Annotated in this window: 18 protein-coding genes; 6 read left to right on the top strand and 12 right to left on the bottom strand. The window is 71.9% G+C overall.

Going from position 1 to position 19,345, the window contains the following annotated elements; genetic code table 11:
- Positions 1-6: 6 nt before the first annotated feature.
- A complete protein-coding gene (gene egtB / locus G567_RS0110650) occupies positions 7-1,380 on the bottom strand; it encodes an ergothioneine biosynthesis protein EgtB (RefSeq protein ID WP_037056739.1) in 1,374 nt (457 codons plus the stop codon).
- Positions 1,374-2,801 carry an ergothioneine biosynthesis glutamate--cysteine ligase EgtA gene (egtA, locus tag G567_RS28070; protein ID WP_084796051.1) on the bottom strand — a complete coding sequence of 476 codons (1,428 nt, stop codon included), beginning with the start codon at positions 2,799-2,801 and terminating at the stop codon, positions 1,374-1,376. Before egtA ends, egtB begins: the two co-directional genes overlap by 7 nt.
- A gap of 359 nt (positions 2,802-3,160) precedes the next feature.
- Here egtA and G567_RS0110660 point away from each other — a divergent pair, with 359 nt between their 5' ends.
- Entirely contained in the window at positions 3,161-3,754 is a 594-nt protein-coding gene (locus tag G567_RS0110660) for a TetR/AcrR family transcriptional regulator (protein WP_028929978.1), read from the top strand.
- Positions 3,755-3,866: 112 nt separating this feature from the next.
- Here G567_RS0110660 and G567_RS0110665 read toward each other — a convergent pair whose 3' ends face one another.
- From G567_RS0110665 to G567_RS0110680, 3 genes are all read right to left on the bottom strand, one after another.
- On the bottom strand, positions 3,867-5,753 hold the full coding sequence (locus G567_RS0110665; RefSeq protein ID WP_028929979.1) for an ABC transporter ATP-binding protein: 1,887 nt from the start codon (positions 5,751-5,753) through the stop codon (positions 3,867-3,869).
- Between the two features lie 242 nt (positions 5,754-5,995).
- The gene (locus G567_RS0110670; protein WP_028929980.1) at positions 5,996-6,205 is read right to left on the bottom strand and encodes a helix-turn-helix domain-containing protein; all 210 of its coding nucleotides are present in this window, start codon (positions 6,203-6,205) and stop codon (positions 5,996-5,998) included.
- Positions 6,206-6,437: 232 nt separating this feature from the next.
- The gene (locus G567_RS0110680) at positions 6,438-8,060 is read right to left on the bottom strand and encodes an ABC-F family ATP-binding cassette domain-containing protein (RefSeq protein WP_028929981.1); all 1,623 of its coding nucleotides are present in this window, start codon (positions 8,058-8,060) and stop codon (positions 6,438-6,440) included.
- Between the two features lie 123 nt (positions 8,061-8,183).
- On the opposite strand from G567_RS0110680, the gene G567_RS0110685 reads away from it, so the two are divergent.
- From G567_RS0110685 to G567_RS0110695, 3 genes are all read left to right on the top strand, one after another.
- Positions 8,184-8,687, top strand: a complete 504-nt coding sequence (locus G567_RS0110685; RefSeq protein WP_028929982.1) for an SDR family oxidoreductase — start codon at positions 8,184-8,186, stop codon at positions 8,685-8,687.
- A gap of 62 nt (positions 8,688-8,749) precedes the next feature.
- Positions 8,750-9,919 carry a lycopene cyclase family protein gene (locus G567_RS28075; RefSeq protein ID WP_037056740.1) on the top strand — a complete coding sequence of 390 codons (1,170 nt, stop codon included), beginning with the start codon at positions 8,750-8,752 and terminating at the stop codon, positions 9,917-9,919.
- 62 nt (positions 9,920-9,981) lie between these two features.
- Positions 9,982-10,191, top strand: coding sequence for a DUF4177 domain-containing protein (locus tag G567_RS0110695; protein ID WP_028929983.1), 210 nt, complete (start codon positions 9,982-9,984; stop codon positions 10,189-10,191).
- A 122-nt stretch (positions 10,192-10,313) separates the two neighbouring features.
- Here the strand turns inward: G567_RS0110695 and G567_RS0110700 are convergent, their stop codons facing one another.
- From G567_RS0110700 to G567_RS28085, 7 genes are read right to left on the bottom strand one after another with little or no spacing between them, the layout of a single operon-like run.
- Complete coding sequence (locus G567_RS0110700; protein ID WP_028929984.1) at positions 10,314-10,712, bottom strand: metal-sulfur cluster assembly factor; 399 nt, start codon at positions 10,710-10,712, stop codon at positions 10,314-10,316.
- Complete coding sequence (gene sufU, locus G567_RS0110705) at positions 10,709-11,164, bottom strand: Fe-S cluster assembly sulfur transfer protein SufU (protein ID WP_028929985.1); 456 nt, start codon at positions 11,162-11,164, stop codon at positions 10,709-10,711. Before sufU ends, G567_RS0110700 begins: the two co-directional genes overlap by 4 nt.
- Before the next feature lie 2 nt (positions 11,165-11,166).
- A complete protein-coding gene (locus G567_RS0110710) occupies positions 11,167-12,468 on the bottom strand; it encodes a cysteine desulfurase (RefSeq protein ID WP_051232749.1) in 1,302 nt (433 codons plus the stop codon).
- Positions 12,465-13,241 (bottom strand): Fe-S cluster assembly ATPase SufC, encoded by a 777-nt coding sequence (gene sufC, locus G567_RS0110715; protein WP_028929987.1) that lies wholly within the window; start codon positions 13,239-13,241, stop codon positions 12,465-12,467. The genes G567_RS0110710 and sufC overlap by 4 nt, the downstream gene beginning before the upstream one ends.
- A 40-nt stretch (positions 13,242-13,281) precedes the next feature.
- Positions 13,282-14,502 (bottom strand): Fe-S cluster assembly protein SufD, encoded by a 1,221-nt coding sequence (sufD, locus tag G567_RS28080; RefSeq protein WP_037056741.1) that lies wholly within the window; start codon positions 14,500-14,502, stop codon positions 13,282-13,284.
- Positions 14,499-15,935 (bottom strand): Fe-S cluster assembly protein SufB, encoded by a 1,437-nt coding sequence (gene sufB / locus G567_RS0110725; protein ID WP_028929988.1) that lies wholly within the window; start codon positions 15,933-15,935, stop codon positions 14,499-14,501. Before sufB ends, sufD begins: the two co-directional genes overlap by 4 nt.
- The gene (locus G567_RS28085; protein WP_051232751.1) at positions 15,932-16,645 is read right to left on the bottom strand and encodes a helix-turn-helix transcriptional regulator; all 714 of its coding nucleotides are present in this window, start codon (positions 16,643-16,645) and stop codon (positions 15,932-15,934) included. Before G567_RS28085 ends, sufB begins: the two co-directional genes overlap by 4 nt.
- A 143-nt stretch (positions 16,646-16,788) precedes the next feature.
- On the opposite strand from G567_RS28085, the gene mptB reads away from it, so the two are divergent.
- Both mptB and G567_RS0110740 read left to right on the top strand, forming a co-directional pair.
- Positions 16,789-18,372, top strand: a complete 1,584-nt coding sequence (gene mptB, locus G567_RS28090) for a polyprenol phosphomannose-dependent alpha 1,6 mannosyltransferase MptB (protein WP_051232777.1) — start codon at positions 16,789-16,791, stop codon at positions 18,370-18,372.
- An 11-nt stretch (positions 18,373-18,383) separates the two neighbouring features.
- Complete coding sequence (locus tag G567_RS0110740; RefSeq protein WP_028929989.1) at positions 18,384-19,328, top strand: ABC transporter ATP-binding protein; 945 nt, start codon at positions 18,384-18,386, stop codon at positions 19,326-19,328.
- Positions 19,329-19,345 lie beyond the last annotated feature (17 nt).

A 19,345-nucleotide genomic window follows, 5' to 3' on the forward strand; every position in this document is an offset into this window, starting at 1 on the left:
TCGGCGTTACCGCTCGCCCGCGATGACCGCGCGGGTCTCGTGCGGGCTCGCGTCCCGCGCGCACCGGAACCCGGCGAAGATCTGCCGGCGGATCGGGTGGTCCCAGTTGCGGAACGTGCCGCGGATCGCCGAGGGGTCGGTGCCGAACGACCCGCCGCGCAGAACCTTGTAGTCGCCGCCGAAGAACACCTGCGAGTACTCCCGGTAGGGGAACGCCTCGAAGCCGGGGTAGGGACACCAGCCCGAGTCGCACCACTCCCAGACGTCACCGATCAGCTGCTGCACCCCGTAGGGCGAGGCGCCCGCGGGGTAGGCGCCCACGGGCGCCGGTTGCAGGTGCCGCTGGCCGAGGTTGGCCTGCGCGGATGTCGGGTCCGTATCGCCCCAGGGGTAGCGCCGGGATCGGCCCGTCGCCGGGTCGTGCCGGGCGGCCTTCTCCCACTCCGGCTCGGTGGGCAGCCGCTTCCCCGCCCACGCCGCATAGGCGGTCGCCTCGTGGAAGCACACATGCACCACCGGCTCACCGGACGGGACCGGTTCGAACACCCCGAACCGGCGCCGCCACCACGTGCCATCGACGTCGCGCTCCCAGAACTCCGGCGCGACCAGACCGGCCTCGGTGCGATGGCGCCATCCGGCCTCGGACCACCAGCGTGGCTCGTCGTAGCCACCGTCGTCGATGAACGCGGCGTATTCGCCGTTCGTGACGGGATAGGTGTCGATCACGAAGGCCGGCAGGTCGACGGGATGGGCCGGGCGTTCGTTGTCCAGGGCCCATGGCTCCGTCGAGGTGCCCTGCAGGAACCGACCGGCCGGGATGAGGACCTCACGAGGTCCGCGGACCCGTGCGGCCGCGGGCGGGGGTTCGGCGTGCAGCACCGGGGCGCCGGTCCGCAGCTGGTGGGTGGCGAGCATCGTCTCGTCGTGCTGTTGTTCGTGCTGCACGATCATGCCGAACGCGAACCCGTTCTCGACGAGCCTGCGCCCGGTGAGCGGGCTGCGTTCCAACGTGTCGAGGGCCTTCTCCCGGACCTGTCCGATATAGGCGTGGGTCTCCGCCGGGGTCAGCAGCGGAAGATCGACCCGGCTGGCGCGGGAGTGCTGGAAGGCATCGTAGAGCCCGTCGATCTCCGGGCGCAGCGGTGTGCGGCCGCCGACGTCGCGGACCAGCCAGAGCTCCTCCTGGCTGCCGACGTGCGCGAGGTCCCAGACCAACGGTGACATCAGCGGCGAGTGCTGGGCGACGAGATCGGCCTCGTCGACGGTCTCGGTGAGCGCGATGCTGCGGGCGCGGGAGCGCGCCAGCAGCTCGGCGACCTGCGTGCGGAGTTCCTCGGCGCTGCGCTCGGGCAGCGGTGCGGGGTGGCTTCCGCTCACCATCGGGCTCCCTCCGGGCTGTCGGGTTCGTCGGGGTGGTCGGGCAGCCGTTGCGGCCCGGCGGGCCCGTCGCGGAGGGCGAACGGCGGCCCGGCGGGGGCGGGTTCGCGGTCCACGCCGGTCTCTCCCGGCACCGCCTCGTCGGCTGGACATCGGCCCCGGCGCACCCGGCGCTCGGTGACGTCCTCCAGCTCGGCGAGATACTCGGGTGGCCCGCCCAGCGCCCGCAGCGCGGTGCACGCGAGCTCGAAGACGCCGACCGCGGCGCCGGCCAGCACCCGGTCGTCCAGACCGTGCCGGGCTGCGGAGGTCCACCGGCCCTGCGCGGGTTCACTCAGTTCCAGCGCCTTGTCGGTGACGACCGGGTCGGACAGCAGCGCGACGAGCATCGCGATCGGCAGCATCCAGTGCCGGCCCGGCTGCCCGTCCACGTAGCGCACCTCGAGATGCCCGCGCGGCCGGACCGGCGGAAACAGCGTGGACACGTGATAGTCCAGGTCGGCCGTGGTGGGTCGGGTGGACAGCGCGCCGCCGATCCAGTCGGCGAAGGTGACCCGGTCCGGCACCTCCCAGGAGCCGGTGGACCGGCGCACGCACAACAGCGGGGTCTGCAGCACGCGCTCGGCCCAGGCGGTGGCCGGGTCGCCGGTACGCGGTGGCGGCGGAGCGGTGCGGCCCGGGTCGGCCGCAAGCCAGCAGGCCATCCGGGAGGACTTCCAGCCGGTGCGCCTGCCGTGCAGCAGCGGCGAGTTGGCGAACGCGGCCAGCAGCACCGGACCGAGCGCATGCAGGGTGTCCCAGCGGTGCGCGATCTCGGCGGCCTCACCGGCGTCCAGGCAGACCTGCACCGCCGCGGTGGAGCACATTCCGCTGCGCCCGTGCGGACCGATGCGGTCGAAGGCCCGCTCCATCGCGCGATAGCGCGGGAGGTCGAGAATCCGGGTGGGGGGACGGATCGGGTCCGACGCGCGGGGCTCGATGTGCAGGCCGTGGGCGGCGAGGCGACGATGCAACTCGGCGACGTCGGCCTTGACGGTGCGGTCGAGGGCACTCAGGCCGGCCAGTGGGGGGCTTGCCAGCTCGACCTGCCCGCCGGGCTCGACCGTGACGACCGAGCCGTTCGGCAACGGGATGGCCGGGGAGCAGGGGTGGAGGGTGCTCGGGGTGTGCGGACCGAGGGCGGCGGCGAGGGTGGCCGCGTCAGGAGGCTTCCAGGGAGCGGCGGCGGGGTACACCAGCCACTCCAGCTCGACTCCGGCCAACCGCGGAGGTCCGTGCTTGAAGCACACCGACGCGACGTAGGCCTCCGCCTCGGCACGACTGTGCAGCACGGTGATCGTCGGTGGTGCGGCGGGAGGCGGCGCCCATGTCGGCACCACTCCGTTCGCTGCGGTCGGCGGCTGGACGCCCGTCGCCTCCTGCATCACGTACGGGAACGCTACTCGTCGAGACCGACAGCCGCAGGCGACCGCGAGCGGGGACAGGACCGCCGATCACCCGATCCGGCTATCTCCCTCTCCCTGATCTTCGCCTGATCGCCGGAAAACAGCCGATGCCAGAGGAGAGGACTAGGCAATTCAGCCTAGTGGATCCCGTGTTGTTACCCCGATCGGGTAGCGGCGGGTCGAGCCGACCTTCCGTGTGTGCCGCGGCGAGGTGGCGTCGGTGCGGTCGAGATCGCCGCGGCCTCCGGGGTGTGGAACACGGGGTGACCACCGGCGCGCGCCGCGCCGGTCGCAGCGCGGCGCGCCGCAACAATCCGTACGTACGGGATACTGCGGGTGTGCCCAGGGTCAGTACCGATCAGCTCGCCGCACGGCGCCAGCAGATTCTCGACAGCGCGCGGTCCTGCTTCGCCCGTTACGGATACGAGGGCGCCACGGTCCGCAGGCTCGAGCAGACCACGGGACTGTCCCGCGGGGCGATCTTCCACTACTTCCGGGACAAGGAGGCGTTGTTCCTGGCGCTGGCCGAGCAGGACGCCCGGCGGATGGCCGAGATCGTCGCCGATCAGGGCCTGGTACAGGTGATGCGCGAACTGCTGGCCGGCGAGGACGGCGACGATCGCAGCTGGCTCGGCACCCGGCTCGAGGTCTCCCGGCGGCTGCGCACCGATCCGGAGTTCCGGCAGCGCTGGCGGGCGCATTCGGCGGCGCTGACCGCGGCCACCCGCGACCGTCTGGAGCGGCAGGCCGCCGCGGGCGCGCTGCGCGACGACGTTCCGGTGCCGGTGCTGGCCCAGTACCTGGAGCTGGTGCTGGAGGGCCTGGTCTCGCATCTGGCGATGGGCCTGCCCGCCGGCGACCTGGCCGGCGTCCTCGACGTCGTCGAGCAGACCGTCCGGCGTTCGGCTCCCCCCCACGTTATGGAGCCATAACTCGCACACCGGTCCGGGCGGGTTCTGGGCGTCCTGCGCGTCATGGCTCCATGACGGTCCCACCGCCTGGCTTCCCAGTACGTTATGGAGCCAGCCAGGACGTACTGCGGTCTCAGGCCACCCGGTCGGCGTCCGCCTGGTCGGCGAACTGCGTGCGGTACAGCAGCGCGTAGCGCCCACCCGCGTCCAGCAGCTCGGCGTGGGTACCGCGCTCGACGATCCGGCCCGCCTCGACGACGGCGATCTCGTCGGCCGCCCGGATCGTGGAGAGCCGGTGGGCGATGACGATCGCGGTCCGCCCGTCGAGGGCCTCCGCGAGCGCGGCCTGCACAGCCGCCTCCGACTCGGAGTCCAGGTGCGCCGTGGCCTCGTCGAGGATCACCACCCGCGGCTTGGCCAGCAGCAGCCGGGCGATGGTCAGCCGCTGGCGCTCCCCGCCGGAGAGCCGGTAGCCGCGCTCCCCCACCACAGTCTCCAGCCCATCGGGCAGCTCGTCGACCAGGGCCGACAGCCGGGCCCGGGCGATCGCCGCGCGCAGCTCGTCGTCGGTGGCCTCCGGCGCGGCGTAGCGCAGGTTGGCCGCGATCGTGTCGTGGAACAGGTGCCCGTCCTGGGTGACGACGCCGACCGCGCCGCGCAGCGCGGCGAACGACAGGTCGCGCACGTCGACGCCGGCGAGCTCGACCGCCCCGGAGTCCACGTCGTAGAGCCGCGGTACGAGCGAGGCGATCGTCGACTTCCCGGCCCCCGACGAGCCGACCAGCGCCAGCAGCCTGCCGGGTCCGACGTCGAGGTCGATGCCGTGCAGCACCGCTCCCCCGGGCCTGCTGTCGAGCACGGCCACCTCTTCGAGCGAGGCCAGTGACACCCGATCGGCACTGGGGTAGCCGAAGTGCACGTCGCGCAGCCGCACGCCGACCGGCCCGTCCGGCAGCTGCCGGGCGTCCGGCTTCTCGGTGATCATCGGCTTGAGGTCGAGGACCTCGAAGACCCGCTCGAACGCCACCAGCGCGCTCATGACGTCGACCCGGGCGTTGGCCAGCGCCGTCATCGGCGAGTAGAGCCGGGTGAGCAGCAGCGCGAGGGTGACGACGGTGCCGGGCGCGATGCGCCCGGTGACGGCCAGCCAGCCCCCGAGCCCGTACACCAGCGCCTGTGCCAGCGCGGAGACCAGCGACAGCGCGGTGACGAAGATCCGGGAGACCATGGCGGTGCGCACCCCGATATCGCGGACCCGCTGGGCGCGCGCACCGAACTCGCGCGCCTCCGCGTCGGGGTCGCCGAAGAGCTTCACCAGCGTCGCGCCGGGTGCGGAGAACCGCTCGGTCATCTGGTTGCTCATCGCGGCGTTGAGGTTCGCCGACTCGCGTCGCAGGTCGGCGATGGTGCGCCCCATCCGTCGCGCCGGCAGCACGAAGATCGGCAGCAGCACCAGTGCGAAGATCGTGACCTGCCAGGCCAGCCCGATCATGACCGCGAGCGCGAGCGCGAGCTGGATGACGTTGCTGAGCAGACTCGCCAGCGTCGAGGTGATGGCCGACTGGGCGCCGATGACGTCGTTGTTCAGCCTGCTGACCAGCGCTCCGGTGCGGGTGCGGGTGAAGAACGCGATCGGCATCGTCTGGACATGGGTGAACACGGCCTGGCGGAGATCCACGATGAGGTCCTCGCCGATGCGCGCCGAGAACCAGCGTGAGACCAGCCCGATCACGGCGTCCAGCACCGCCAGGCCCGCGATCCCGCCGGCCAGCCCGATGATCGTCGCGGCCGCGGCGGAGGTCGTCCCCCCGGACACGATGGCGTTGACGACACTTCCGGCGAGGATCGGGGTCAGCACGCCGATGACCGCCGATCCCACGGTGAACAGCAGGAACGCGAGCAGCCCGCGCCGATGCGGGTAGGCGAACGCCCAGATCCGGCGGAGCGTCCCCTTCGCGATCTTGCGCGGAGCCTCGGCGCCGCGAGCGACTCCGCGCATCAACTGCCAGCTGTGATCCATCGGCGCCTCCGGTGCAATTACAACGTTGCAAACTGGAGGCAACGCCCGGACGCGGCGCCCTCTTCCCGCTCGGGCGATCGGACGGGCGTGAGGACGCCAGTGATCATCGGCGCCCGGCCGGAGATTCGGTGGCGCGCATCGCCTCCGACGTTCCCCGACGGCGATCAGCGCGACGCGGCTGCGGGCACGTGCGGCCCTGAGCCGCCCCGGAGGGACGGCTCAGGGCTCAACCGGTGCGGTTGCTACTTCTTCTTGGTGCGGGTCGCACCGCCACGACCGCGCAGCGTCACCCCGGTCTCGCTCAGAACCCGGTGGACGAACCCGTAGGAACGTCCGGTCTGCTCGGCGAGTGCCCGGATGCTGGCCCCCTTCTCGTACTTCTTCCTCAGGTCTGTGGCGAGTTTGTCCCGCTGGGCTCCAGTGATCCGGGCGCCCTTCTTCAGGTCGGCCACGTCGGTTGACCTCCTCTGCCCCACCGCGGCAGTTCGTTGACCGGAAGCCGGTTGGCTCGTCGGTGCGGCAATGATCGTCCAACCACGGCTCATGAGCCAGGAGATCCACTCGATGATCGGTGAACGGTTCGCCCGAATGGATCACGCGGACGGGTGATCATGGCTGCACTAGGCAACCTCGGTGTCACCGGGACGTCGGAGGCACGGCGTCCCCCCGAACTCCTCCGCCGACTCACGCGAGCTGCACCAGCTCCAGGTACTCCGCCGACCAGTGATCCTCGGTGCCGTCGGGCAGCACGATGACCTTGTCCGGATCGAGCGCCTCGACCGCGCCCGGATCGTGTGTCACCAGAACGACGGCACCGGCGAAGCGGCGCAACGCCTCCAGTACCTGCTCCCGGCTGGCCGGGTCCAGGTTGTTCGTCGGCTCGTCGAGCAGCAGCACGTTGGCAGCGCTGGAGACGAGCCCCGCCAGTGCCAGCCGGGTCTTCTCGCCACCCGACAGCGTCCCGGCGGGCTGATGCAGCTGGTCCCCGGAGAACATGAACGTGCCCAGCAGGGTGCGCAGCTGCTGCTCGGGTGTGTCCGGCGCGGCGTGCCGGACGTTCTCCCAGACGCTGGCCTCGGGGTCGAGCGTCTCGTGCTCCTGCGCGAAGTACCCGGTGCGCAGGCCGTGCCCGGAGACCACCTGCCCGGCGTCGGGGGTCTCGGTGCCGGCCAGCAGCCGCAGCAGGGTGGTCTTGCCCGCGCCGTTGAGCCCGAGCACGACGACCTTCGCGCCGCGGTCCACGGCCAGATCCACGCCGCTGAACACCTCCAGCGAGCCGAAGGCCTTGCTCAGCCCCTCGGCGGTGAGCGGGATCCGCCCGCACGAAGCCGGTTCCGGGAAGCGGATCCGGGCAACGCGGTCGGCCTGGCGCTCCGGTTCGAGCCCGGCCAGCAGCTGATCGGCCCGGCGGGCCATGTTCTTCGCCGCGACGGCCTTGGTGGCCTTGGCCCCCATCTTGGCCGCCTGGGCGTGCAGCGCCGCCGCCTTCTTCTCGGCGTTGGCGCGCTCCCGGCGGCGACGCTTCTCGTCCGTGGCCCGCGCCTCCAGGTACCGGCGCCAGTCCATGTTGTAGACGTCGACCTCGCTGCGGGTCGCGTCGAGGAACCAGACCTTGTTGACGACGGCGGCGAGCAGCTCGGTGTCGTGGCTGATCACCACGAGCCCGCCCTCGTGCGCGGACAGGAACGAGCGCAGCCAGGTGATCGAGTCGGCGTCGAGGTGGTTGGTGGGCTCGTCGAGCAGCAGCGTCGTGGCGCTCTGGCTGCCACCGTCCGACGCGGCGAACAGGATGCGGGCCAGCTCGACGCGACGACGCTGCCCACCGGACAGCGTCGCGATCGGCTGGGTGAGGACGCGCTCGGGCAGCCCGAGGTGGGTGCAGATCCGGGCCGCCTCGCTTTCGGCGGCGTACCCGCCGAGCGCCGCGAAGCGCTCCTCGAGGCGGCCGTACTCGCGCACCGCCTTGGCATTCTCCGCGCCGTCGACGAGCTCGGCCATCGCCGTCTGCGCCTTCTCCATCCTGCGCAGCAGCGTGTCCAGCCCGCGGGCCGACAGCACCCGGTCCTTGGCCACGACCGAGAGGTCGCCCTCGCGCGGGTCCTGAGGCAGATAGCCGACGGGCCCGGTCGCGCCGACCGAGCCCGCATACGGCTCACCCTCGCCGGCGAGCACGCGCATCGACGTCGTCTTGCCGGCGCCGTTGCGCCCGACCAGCCCGATCCGATCGCCCGGCTGCACCCGCAGCGTGGCCCCGGACAGCAGGATCCGGGACCCGGCACGCAGTTCAAGGTCGGTGGCGGTGATCACGAGAGAAGCTCCAGGGGTCCGGATGGAAGACAGAGGGGATACGGGAAGCCGCGTTACCCGATCCGGATCACCACCCCAGACTACCGACCGGCACGAGCCGATTTCCCGACGTAGGGTCGCGCCATGACCGACATCACCGGCTCCTCCCCGGATCTGCGTGACCGGGCCGGACTCGTCACCGGCGGCAGCCGGGGCATCGGCTACGCGATCGCCGCCGAGCTCCTCCGCGGCGGCGCCTCGGTGGTGATCACGGCGCGCAAGCCCGAGGAGCTCGCCGCCGCCGTCGACCGGCTCGTCGGAGAGGCCGCAGGCGGGGAGAAGGAGCGGGTGATCGGCGCGTACGGCGCCTCGAAGGCGGCGCTGATCCGGCTCACGGCCGAGCTGGCCGCCGAGCTCGGCCCGGGGATCCGGGTCAACGCCGTCGCCCCGGTGGTGGTGAAGACCCGCTTCGCGACGGCGCTCTACGAGCACGACGAACCGGGCGTGGCGGCGGCGTATCCGCTGAAGCGTCTCGGGACTCCCGAGGACGTCGCCGCGGTGGTCGGCTTCCTGGTCTCCCCGGCCGCGAGCTGGGTGACCGGCGAGACCATCGCCGTCGACGGCGGCGCACTGGCCAGCGGCAGGTGAACGCCGCTGTGAGTGCGTAACAGTGTTAGAACACTGTTACGCACTCACAGGGTGGGGTGAGCATGGACGATGTACTGGTGGTCGGCGGCGGTCCGGCCGGCCGGGCCCTCGCAGCGGCATGCGGGGCGCGCGGGCTGCGCACCGTCCTGCTCGACCCCGCGCCCGACCGGCCATGGCGGGCTACCTACGCCACCTGGTCCGACGAGCTCCCGGCGGGACTTCCCGACCGGATCGTCGCGTCCAGGGCCCCCGGCCGGGTCGTCGCGCTCGGTGAGCACCGGCTGGGCTGGGAGTATGCGGTCCTCGACGTCCCCGCCCTGCGCGGACACCTGGACGCCGAGCTGCACCGCCACGGGGTCGGCGTCCGCGCCGGCCGGGCCGTCGGCGTCCCGGTGCCGCACACCGTCACCCTCGCCGACGGACGGCCCGCCCGGGCCCGGATCATCGTCGACGCCGGTGGGCACCGCCAGCCGCTGCAATCCGGCGCCGGCCGCGACGCGCGCCGAGCGGCCGAACAGACCGCCTACGGGCTGGTCGTGCCCGCCGAGCGCGCCGCGCCGCTCGTCGCGTCGGGCACCGCGACGTTCATGGACTGGCGCCGCGACCACGGTGAGCCCGGTTGGCCGACCTTCCTCTACGGAGTGCCGCTCGGCGGCGGCGAGGTGCTGCTCGAGGAGACCTCGCTGGCCCGCCGGCCCGGGCTGCCGATCCCGGTGCTGCGCCGCAGGTTGCTGGCCAGGCTGGCCCGCCACGGCATCGTGGCCGCCGTGCGGGCCAGTGACGAACGGGTGCGCTTCCCCGTCGATCGCCCCCGGCACCGCCACCCCGGCGTCCTCGCCTTCGGCGCGGCAGCCCCGCTCGTGCACCCCAGCACCGGGTTCAGCGTCGCCGACGCGCTGTGCCTCGCGCCGCGGGTCGCCGACGCGCTCACCCGCTCGCCGGCCGCGGCCCGCGCCGTCGTGTGGTCGCCCGCCGCGCGGGCCGTGCACATGCTGCGCCGCCGCGGGCTGGAGGCGCTGCTGCGGATGCCACCCCACGAGGTGCCCGCCTTCTTCGAGGTGTTCTTCGGGCTCGGCGCTCGGCATCGCTGGGCCTATCTGACCGGCCGGGACGACCTCGCGGGCATGGTGGCGGCGATGGCCGCGCTGTTCGGGCGGTCCGGGTGGGCGCTGCGCGGGCGGCTGGTCGGGCCCGCGTTCCTGTCCCCGGCTCCCGCGCTGGATCCCGGATAGGCGGTCACGTCAATTCGTCGCCGGCGAGCACCGCGCCCGTCGCCCGCTGGCAGTCTGGACGAATGACGCAGCGATTCCAGTACCGGGTGCTCCAGCTACGGGAGAGCCTGATCGGCGGGAAGCTCTCGGCGGAGCGGCTGGAGAAGCTCCTGAACGACGAGGCCGCCCAAGGATGGCAGCTCAAGGCGATCACCAGCACCGAGGTGAAGGGCCGGATCGGGCCCGGCGGTGTGGAGGGGCTGCTGGTCACCCTGGAACGACCGGCTAGCTGACCCGCTACCCCGCGTTCACGCCGGCAGCCGGTTCGGGCGATCGGTGAGTTCGACCTGAGGGCTCGGAGGCCATGATCACCGGACCCTGAGGTCGAACTCGGTGGGATTCACCCCGAGGGCACTCAGACCCGGAACCCGAGCGCGCGCAGCTGCTCCCGGCCGTCCTCGGTGATCTTCTCCGGGCCCCAGGGGGGCATCCAGACCCAGTTGATCTTCACGTCGTCCACCAGGCCACCGCCCGGCCCCTGGGTCAGCGCGGCGCGGGCCTGGTCCTCGATGACGTCGGTCAGTGGGCAGGCCGCCGAGGTGAGCGTCATGTCGACGATCGCGGTACCGGACTCCACGGCGACGCCGTAGACCAGGCCGAGGTCGACCACGTTGATGCCGAGCTCCGGATCGACGACATCGCGCATGGCCTCCTCGAGGTCCTCGATCGACGGATCCTCGGCTCGTTGCGCAGGCGGCTCGGGCAGGCCGGCCGCGCCCCGGACGACGGTCTCGTCGGTGTTGGTCTCGCTCATGCCGTCTCCTTTCCCTCGCTGACCCGGACGACGGCGTCCTTGAACGCCATCCATCCGAGCAGCGCACACTTCACCCGGGCCGGGTACTTGGCGACCCCCGCGAACGCGACGCCGTCGCCGAGCACCTCCTCGTCGGGCTCGACCGTCCCGCGGCCCTGCGCCATCTGCTGGAACGCAGCGAGCACCCGCATCGATTCCGCGACGCTCTGCCCCACCACCAGGTCGGTCAGCACGGACGTCGACGCCTGGCTGATCGAGCAGCCGAGCGTCTCGTAGGATACGTCCTCGACCTTCTCCCCCGCCTCGTCCAGCTTCACCCGCAGGGTCACCTCGTCACCGCAGGTCGGGTTGATCTGGTAGGACTCGGCGTCGAACGGTTCGCGCAGGCCCGCCCGATGGGGTGACCGGTAGTGGTCCAGGATGATCTCCTGGTACATCTGCTCGAGCTGCATGGTCAGGCGACTCCGAAGAACTCACGCGCGGCCTGCACGCCCTCGACCAGCGCGGCGACCTCGTCCCCGGTGTTGTAGACGTGGAAGGAGGCGCGCACCGTCGCGGCCACGCCGAACCGCCGGTGCAGCGGCCAGGCGCAGTGGTGCCCCACACGCACCGCGATCCCCCGGTCGTCGAGCACCTGGCCGACGTCGTGTGCGTGCACCCCGTCGACCACGAACGCGACCGCGCCACCCCGCTCGTCCAGCGAGTCCGGACCGATGATCCGCACCCCGGGGATGTCCCGCAGGCCGTCGAGCGCGGCCCCGGTCAGGTCCAGCTCGTGGGCGTGTACCCGCTCCATGCCGATCTCGGTGAGGTAGTCCACCGCCGCTGCAAGCCCCACGGCCTGCGACGTCATCGGCACACCCGCCTCGAACCGCTGCGGCGGCGGGGCATAGGTCGAACTCTCCATCCGCACCAGCTCGATCATCGATCCGCCCGTCAGGAACGGTGGCATCGCCTCGAGCAGGTCGGCCTTGCCGTAGAGCACGCCGACCCCGGAGGGCCCGAGCATCTTATGTCCCGAGAACACCGCGAAATCGACGTCGAGGGAGGTCAGATGCACCGGCATGTGCGGCACCGACTGGCAGGCGTCGAGCACGACGAACGCGCCGACGGCGCGGGCCCGGCGGACCAGCTCGGCGACCGGCGCGATCGAGCCGAGCACATTCGACTGGTGGGCGAATGCGACGACCCTGGTCCGGTCGGTGAGCACCAGCGCGTCCAGGTCGATCCGGCCCTCGTCGGTGACCGGGTACCAGCGCAGGATCGCGCCGGTGCGCCGGCACAGCTCCTGCCACGGCACCAGGTTCGCGTGATGCTCCAGCTCGGTGATGACGATCTCGTCGCCGGGGCCGACCGCGAACCGCTCGGTCTCCGGCCCGAGCCCGGTCCGGACCGAGGAGTTGCCCATCGCGTACGCGACGAGGTTGATCCCCTCGGTCGCGTTCTTGGTGAACACCAGCTCACCGGGGTCGGCCCCGACGAACGCGGCGATCCGGGCCCTGGCCGACTCGTAGGCGTCGGTCGCCTCCTCGGCCAGCTGGTGGGCACCGCGGTGCACGGCCGAGTTGTGCTGCTCCAGGAACAGCCGCTCGGCATCGAGCACCTGGCGGGGCCGCTGCGCGGTGGCCCCCGAGTCCAGGTACACCAACCGACGCCCGCCGCGCACCGTCCGCGACAGGATCGGGAAGTCGGCGCGAAGCCTCGTCGTGTCGATCCGGCTCAGGCCTGCGCCGTGGGGGGCCGACACCGTCGTCACGACGCGACCTCGGCTCCCGACCCCGTCGCGGCGTACTTCTCGTAGCCGTGCTCCTCCAGCTCGTTCGCGAGGTCGGCGCCACCGGACGCGACGATCCGCCCGCCCGCGAAGACGTGCACGACATCCGGGGTGATGTGCTTGAGGATGCGCGTGTAGTGCGTGATCAGCAAGACGCCCACGTCACCGGCGGCCCTGTACCGGTTGACCCCGTCGGAGACGACCCGCAGCGCGTCGACGTCGAGGCCCGAGTCGGTCTCGTCGAGGATGGCGATCTTCGGCTTGAGCAGCGAGAGCTGCAACACCTCGTGGCGTTTCTTCTCGCCGCCGGAGAAGCCCTCGTTGACGCTGCGGTCGGCGAACGCGGGGTCGATGTCGAGGTCGCTCATCGCGGTCTTGACCTCCTTGACCCAGGTCCGTAACTTGGGCGCCTCGCCGCGCACCGCGGTGGCCGCGCTGCGCAGGAAGTTCGCCATCGAGACTCCGGGGACCTCGACCGGGTACTGCATGGCGAGGAACAGACCGGCGCGGGCCCGCTCGTCGACGCTCATCTCGAGGACGTCCGCGCCGTCGAGCGTGACGCTGCCCGCGATGACCTCGTAGCGCGGATGCCCGGCGATCGCGTAGGCGAGTGTGGACTTGCCCGAGCCGTTCGGGCCCATGATCGCGTGGGTTTCGCCGCCGCGGACCGTGAGGTCGACGCCGTGCAGCAGCTCCTTCGGGCCGTCGTCGGTGGTCACCGAGACGTGCAGATCTGTGATCTCCAGGATGGACATGTAGGTGAGAACTCCGTCGTCTGTGGTGGGGGCGCGCAGATCAGACGCCGCTGATCGCCAGCTCGGACTCGATGGCCGCTTCGAGACGCTCACGCAGCTCGGGGAGCGTGATCGCGTTGAGGATCTCGCCGAAGAACCCGCGGACCACCAGCCGGCGGGCCACGTCCTCCGGGATGCCGCGGCTGCACAGGTAGAACAGCTGCTCGTCGTCGAACCGGCCGGTGGCGCTGGCGTGGCCGGCGCCGGCGATCTCGCCGGTCTCGATCTCGAGGTTGGGCACCGAGTCGGCCCTGGCGTGCTCGGTGAGCACGAGGTTGCGGTTGAACTCGAAAGTCTCGGTGTTCTCCGCCGCGGCGCGGATCAGCACGTCACCGATCCACACGGTGTGGGCGTCCGGGCGGCCCGCCGCACCCTGCAGGGCGTTCTTGTGCAGCACGTTCGACCGGCAGTGGGGCACCGCGTGGTCGACGAACAGCCGCTGCTCCAGATGCTGACCGGCGTCGGCGTAGCCCAGGCCCAGCAGCTCGGCGTCGCCACCGGGGCCGCGGTAGGACACCGTCGGGCTGATCCGCACCAGGTCTCCGCCCAGCAGCACCGACGTGGCCTTGACCGTGGCGTCGCGGCCCAACGAGAAGTGCTGGGCGCCGACGTGCACGGCGTCCTCGGCCCATTCCTCGGTGATGACCACGGTCAGCCGTGAGCCGTCGCCGAGCACGACCTCGACATTGTCGGCCACGGTGCCCGAGCCGCGGTACTCGATCACCACGGTGGCCTCCGTGTGCGCCGTCGTGCGCAGCTGCAGATGCACGGCCGCGTCGGCCCCGGCGCCCGGCCCGGTGACGCTGATCGTCACCGGCTCGGGGGTGCCGTCCAGGGTCACGACGGTCGCCTCGCGGAACGCGCTCCAGGCCGCGGCCGCAACCCGGTCGGCCGGGACGCCGCCGTCACCGAGCCGGGTGTCGTCCCGGCCGACGGTCTCGACGGTGACCCCGCGTGGAGCGTCAGCGGAACGCGCATCGGCAGTGCCGCCGGCGCCACCGACCTCGATCGCGGCGGCGCCGTCGAGCGCGGCGGTGCCGTCGTGGAGCCCGCGCAGCCGCTTGAGCGGGGTGAACCGCCAGTTCTCCTCGCGCCCGCCGGGAACCTCGAAGGCCTCGACGTCGTAGGAGGTGAACCGCTCCCCCGCGCTCGCGACCGGGACCTGGCCCTGGCCCTCCTTCGCCCCCGCGAGTTCGGGGGCGAGTCCTGCGACTTCGGTCATCCGACCGAACCCTCCATCTGCAGTTCGATCAGCCGGTTCAGCTCCAGCGCGTACTCCATGGGCAGCTCACGCGCGATCGGCTCGACGAACCCGCGCACCACCATCGCCATCGCCTCGTCCTCGGTCAGCCCGCGGCTCATCAGGTAGAAGAGCTGGTTGTCGCTGACCTTGGAGACCGTGGCCTCGTGCCCCATCGAGACGTCGTCGGTGCGCACATCCACGTACGGGTAGGTGTCGCTGCGGCTGATCGTGTCGACCAGCAGGGCGTCACACTTGACCGTCGAGCGCGAGTTGTGCGCTCTCGGGTTGACCCGGACCAGGCCGCGGTAGGACGTGCGGCCACCGCCCCGGGCGACCGACTTGGAGATGATCGTCGACGACGTGTTCGGCGCCAGGTGCGTCATCTTCGCGCCGGCGTCCTGGTGCTGTCCCTCGCCCGCGAAGGCGATCGAGAGCACCTCGCCCTTGGCGTACTCGCCCATCAGCAGCACCGCCGGGTACTTCATCGTGACCTTGGAGCCGAGGTTGCCGTCGACCCATTCCATGGTCGCGCCCGCCTCGGCCTTGGCACGCTTGGTGACCAGGTTGTAGACGTTGTTCGACCAGTTCTGGATGGTCGTGTAGCGGCAGCGGCCGCCCTTCTTCACGATGATCTCGACGACGGCCGAGTGCAGCGAGTCGGACTTGTAGATCGGCGCGGTGCAGCCCTCGACGTAGTGCACGTAGGCACCCTCGTCAACGATGATCAAGGTGCGCTCGAACTGGCCCATGTTCTCGGTGTTGATCCGGAAGTAGGCCTGCAGCGGGATGTCGACGTGTACGCCCGGCGGCACGTAGATGAACGACCCGCCCGACCACACCGCCGAGTTCAGCGCCGAGAACTTGTTGTCCCCGCTCGGGATGACCGAGCCGAAGTACTCGCGGAACAGCTCCGGGTGCTCGCGCAGCCCGGTGTCGGTGTCGAGGAAGATGACGCCCTGGGCCTCCAGGTCCTCGCGGATCTGGTGGTAGACGACCTCGGACTCGTACTGCGCGGCGACACCGGCGACCAGGCGGGCCTTCTCGGCCTCCGGGATACCCAGTCTGTCGTAGGTGTTCTTGATGTCCGCCGGCAGCTCGTCCCACGACGTGGCCTGCTTCTCCGTGGACCGCACGAAGTACTTGATGTTGTCGAAGTCGATCCCCGACAGGTCCGAGCCCCACCGCGGCATCGGCTTGCGTTCGAACAGGTTGAGCGCCTTGAGCCGGAAGTCGAGCATCCACTGCGGTTCGTTCTTCAGCGCGGAGATGTCGGCGACGACGTCGGCCGACAGGCCGCGTCGAGCGGTGGCGCCGGCGGCGTCCGGATCGGCCCAGCCGAAGTCGTAGCGGCCGAGCGTCGCGAGCGTCTCCTCCTGGGTGAGCGTGGTGCTCGCTTCAGGAGCGGTCGTCATTCGAGCTGCCTCCCTCTGGGGGCTGTGGTGGTTGGGTCTTTCCTGAGCCGCCGGAGAAGCTCGGGACTGTCCAGCGGGACGTGCGTGGTGCACATCGAGTCACCGCGCGCGATGGTGGCCAGCCGCTGCACATGCGTGCCGAGCAGCTCGGCGAACGCGCGTGTCTCGGCCTCGCAGAGCTCGGGGAACTCGGCCGCGACATGAGCCACCGGACAGTGGTGCTGGCACAGCTGGACGCCGTGCCCTGTCCGGGCCTGGGCCCGGGCAGCGTATCCGCGCGCGCTGAGTACCCGGGCGAGGGCATCGGCGCGCGCGTCGGGGGTGTCGGCCGCGCTGATCTCGGCCGCCTGCGGCCCGATCAGCTCGGCGACCCGGTTCTCGGCGAACGCGTTGATCGCGCCCGCTCCGGCCCGCTGGGCCAAGAACCGCAGTGCCGCGGTCGCGAGGTCGTCGTAGCCGTGCCCGAAGCGGACCCGGCCGGCGTCGGTGAGCAGATACTGCCTGGCCGGGCGGCCCCGGCCACGCGGAATCCGGCGCGACGCCTCCCGCGTCTGGGCCTCCCCGTCGGCGATGAGCGCATCGAGGTGGCGCCGCACGGCGGCGGCGGAGAGTTCCAGTTCGGCGGCGATCTCCGCGGCCGTCACCGGACCCTGTTCCAGCAGGAGCCGAGCCACGGCCAGACGGGTGCCGCCGTCGGCGGACGCGGGCATATCATGTCCACGCCCCTCGACCACGCCGCGATCCCCGACTGTTTTCACAACACGAGTGTTGCGTATATCGAGGAAGCTGGCAAAGTCGACCCACCGATTAGGTGAGCGGCATCACGCCAATGCCGGTCGCTACCCTGCGCTGCATGGCCACTGCGGGGCTCGATCCCACCGGGGTCGGCGCCGTGCCACCGGCCCGGGCCGATCCGGCACCGTCCTCGCCGACGCGGCCGCACGATCCCAGCAGGCAGGCCCGCAGGCTCGGCCTCACCGGCGCGCTGCTGATGGCGATCGGCGCGCTCGGGGCGGGCGCGCTCCCGGTGCCCAACCCGCTCAACGGGCTGCGGCTGCTCGGGCTGCCGGCCCGCAACGCGACGGTGGCCATCGCCGTGACCTATGCCGGCATGGGCATGCTCGTACTGGGCTGGCTGTGGATCGGGCGGATGCTGAGTTCCCGCGGTGCCGTCCCACCCGCGCCCGACCGCGGGCAGCTCGCCCGTACCGGTCTGCTGTGGGCCCTGCCGCTCGCGCTGGCCCCGCCCATGTTCTCCAAGGACGTCTACAGCTATCTGGCGCAGAGCGCCATCACCGCCCGCGGGCTGGATCCGTATGTGCTCGGGCCTGCGCAGGCACTCGGCGTCGACGATCCGCTGACCCGCACGATCCCGACGATCTGGCGCGACACCCCGGCGCCCTACGGCCCGCTGTTCCTGCAGCTGGGCCGCGGTATCACCGCGGTGACCGGCGAGAACGTCGTGCTCGGGGTGTACGCGCACCGCGCGCTCGCCCTCGCCGGAGTCGCGTTGATCATCTGGGCGCTTCCCCGGCTGGCCCGGCGCTGCGGGCTCGAGCCCGGGCTGGCCCTGTGGCTGGGTGCGGCTAACCCGCTCGTGCTGTTCCACCTGGTCAGCGGCATCCACAACGAGGCGCTGATGATCGGTGCGATGCTCGCGGGCCTGGAACTGGGGCTGCGCGCCAGGACATCGCTGGGCTGGCTGTCCGGCGCCGTGCTCATCACGGCCGGTGCCGCCGTGAAGCTGCCGGCCCTGCTCGCCCTCGGCTTCCTCGGCATGCACCTGGCCCGCCGCCGCGGCGGAAGTCCCCGCGACGTCGCGGTGATGGCGGGCATCCTCGGGGTGGTCGCGCTGGGGGTGTTCGCCGCGCTCGGGTTCGGCACCGGGCTCGGTTTCGGCTGGGTCGGGACGCAGGGCACCGCCAACACCATCCGCAGCTGGATGTCGCTGTCCACCGACCTCGGGCAGCTCTCCGGCCAGCTGGGCATCCTCGCCGGGCTCGGCGACCACACCGACACCACGCTGATGCTCACCCGGCTGCTCGGCGGTCTGGCTGCGGCGATCGCCTGCGGCTGGCTGCTGCTCGCGACGCTGCGCGGCCGGGTGGAGCCGGTCACCGGGCTCGGCGCGGGGCTCGGTGCGGTCGTGCTGCTCGGCCCGGTGGTCCACCCGTGGTACCTGTTGTGGGCCGCGATCCCACTGGCCGCGACCCGGGGGCTGCCGCGCTACCGGCGGGTGGCGCTGGCCGCGTCGGCCGTGCTCGCGGTGATGGTCCCGCCCACCGGCTCCGACTTCGACTTCCGCGCCTACCAGCTGCCGATGTCGATCATCGCGGGGTTGTTCATGTTCCTGGTGTTGATGCTCGTGGTGCGGCGCCGGATGCTCGCCGACGCGGCGCCGGCACCGGTCAGGCCCGGCGTCGTCGACCCTCCGTAGAATCCGCGGCTGTGAGTCTTCCTGCGGCGGAGCCGCCCGACCTGGCCGTCTCGGTGCGCGGGTTGGTCAAACGGTTCGGCCGGACCACCGCGGTGGACGGCCTCGATCTGGATCTGCCGGCGGCCAGCGTGCTCGCCCTGCTCGGGCCCAACGGTGCGGGCAAGACGACCACCGTCGAGATCTGCGAGGGCGTCCAACGTGCCGACGCAGGCACGGTCCGGGTGCTCGGCCGTGACCCGGCCGGGGCGCCCGAGGCGCTGCGCGCCCGGATCGGGATCATGCCCCAGGGTGGCGGCGCCTACCCCGGCGTGCGCGCCGAGGAGATGCTGCGGGTGATCGCCGCGTGCGCCGCGCATCCGCTCGACGTCTCCTGGCTGACCGAGGTGCTGGGGCTCGGCTCCTGCGCCCGGATCCCCTACAAGCGCCTCTCGGGCGGACAACAGCAGCGGCTCGCCCTGGCGTGCGCGATCGTGGGGCGCCCCGAGCTGGTGTTCCTCGACGAGCCGACCGCCGGGATGGATCCGCAGGGTCGTCGGCTGGTCTGGGAGCTCATCGACGCGCTGCGCCGCGACGGGGTGGCTGTGCTGCTCACCACGCATCTGATGGAGGAGGCGGAGGCGCTGGCCGACCAGGTCGTCATCGTCGACCGGGGCCGGGTGGTGGCCCAGGGCAGCCCCGCCGAGCTCACCGCGGGCGGTGACCAGCAGGAGCTGCGGTTCCGCGCGACACCCGGGATGGACCTCGACGACCTCGCGGCCGCCCTGCCCAACGGCTACCGGGCCGTCGAGACCGTCGCCGGGCGCTATCTCGTGCAGGGCCGGATCGACCCCTCGGTCCTCTCGGTGATCACCGCATGGTGCGCCGGGCAGGGCGCGCTCGCCGACGACGTACAGATCGCGCGGCGCAGCCTGGAGGACGTCTTCCTCGACCTGACCGGCAAGGAGCTGCGCTCGTGACTGCCTCCACCGGGCGG

Origin of the sequence: Pseudonocardia asaccharolytica DSM 44247 = NBRC 16224, assembly GCF_000423625.1 — a bacterium.
Lineage (GTDB): Bacteria > Actinomycetota > Actinomycetes > Mycobacteriales > Pseudonocardiaceae > Pseudonocardia > Pseudonocardia asaccharolytica.

What these genes read in the sequence shown, in the direction of transcription:
- egtB (WP_037056739.1), bottom strand. Translation starts at nt 1,380, where the DNA reads ATGGTGAGCGGAAGCCACCCCGCACCGCTGCCCGAGCGCAGCGCCGAG.
- egtA (WP_084796051.1), bottom strand. Translation starts at nt 2,801, where the DNA reads ATGCAGGAGGCGACGGGCGTCCAGCCGCCGACCGCAGCGAACGGAGTG.
- G567_RS0110665 (WP_028929979.1), bottom strand. Translation starts at nt 5,753, where the DNA reads ATGGATCACAGCTGGCAGTTGATGCGCGGAGTCGCTCGCGGCGCCGAG.
- G567_RS0110685 (WP_028929982.1), top strand. Translation starts at nt 8,184, where the DNA reads ATGACCGACATCACCGGCTCCTCCCCGGATCTGCGTGACCGGGCCGGA.
- G567_RS28075 (WP_037056740.1), top strand. Translation starts at nt 8,750, where the DNA reads ATGGACGATGTACTGGTGGTCGGCGGCGGTCCGGCCGGCCGGGCCCTC.
- G567_RS0110695 (WP_028929983.1), top strand. Translation starts at nt 9,982, where the DNA reads ATGACGCAGCGATTCCAGTACCGGGTGCTCCAGCTACGGGAGAGCCTG.
- G567_RS0110700 (WP_028929984.1), bottom strand. Translation starts at nt 10,712, where the DNA reads ATGAGCGAGACCAACACCGACGAGACCGTCGTCCGGGGCGCGGCCGGC.
- sufU (WP_028929985.1), bottom strand. Translation starts at nt 11,164, where the DNA reads ATGCAGCTCGAGCAGATGTACCAGGAGATCATCCTGGACCACTACCGG.
- sufC (WP_028929987.1), bottom strand. Translation starts at nt 13,241, where the DNA reads ATGTCCATCCTGGAGATCACAGATCTGCACGTCTCGGTGACCACCGAC.
- sufD (WP_037056741.1), bottom strand. Translation starts at nt 14,502, where the DNA reads ATGACCGAAGTCGCAGGACTCGCCCCCGAACTCGCGGGGGCGAAGGAG.
- sufB (WP_028929988.1), bottom strand. Translation starts at nt 15,935, where the DNA reads ATGACGACCGCTCCTGAAGCGAGCACCACGCTCACCCAGGAGGAGACG.
- G567_RS28085 (WP_051232751.1), bottom strand. Translation starts at nt 16,645, where the DNA reads ATGCCCGCGTCCGCCGACGGCGGCACCCGTCTGGCCGTGGCTCGGCTC.
- mptB (WP_051232777.1), top strand. Translation starts at nt 16,789, where the DNA reads ATGGCCACTGCGGGGCTCGATCCCACCGGGGTCGGCGCCGTGCCACCG.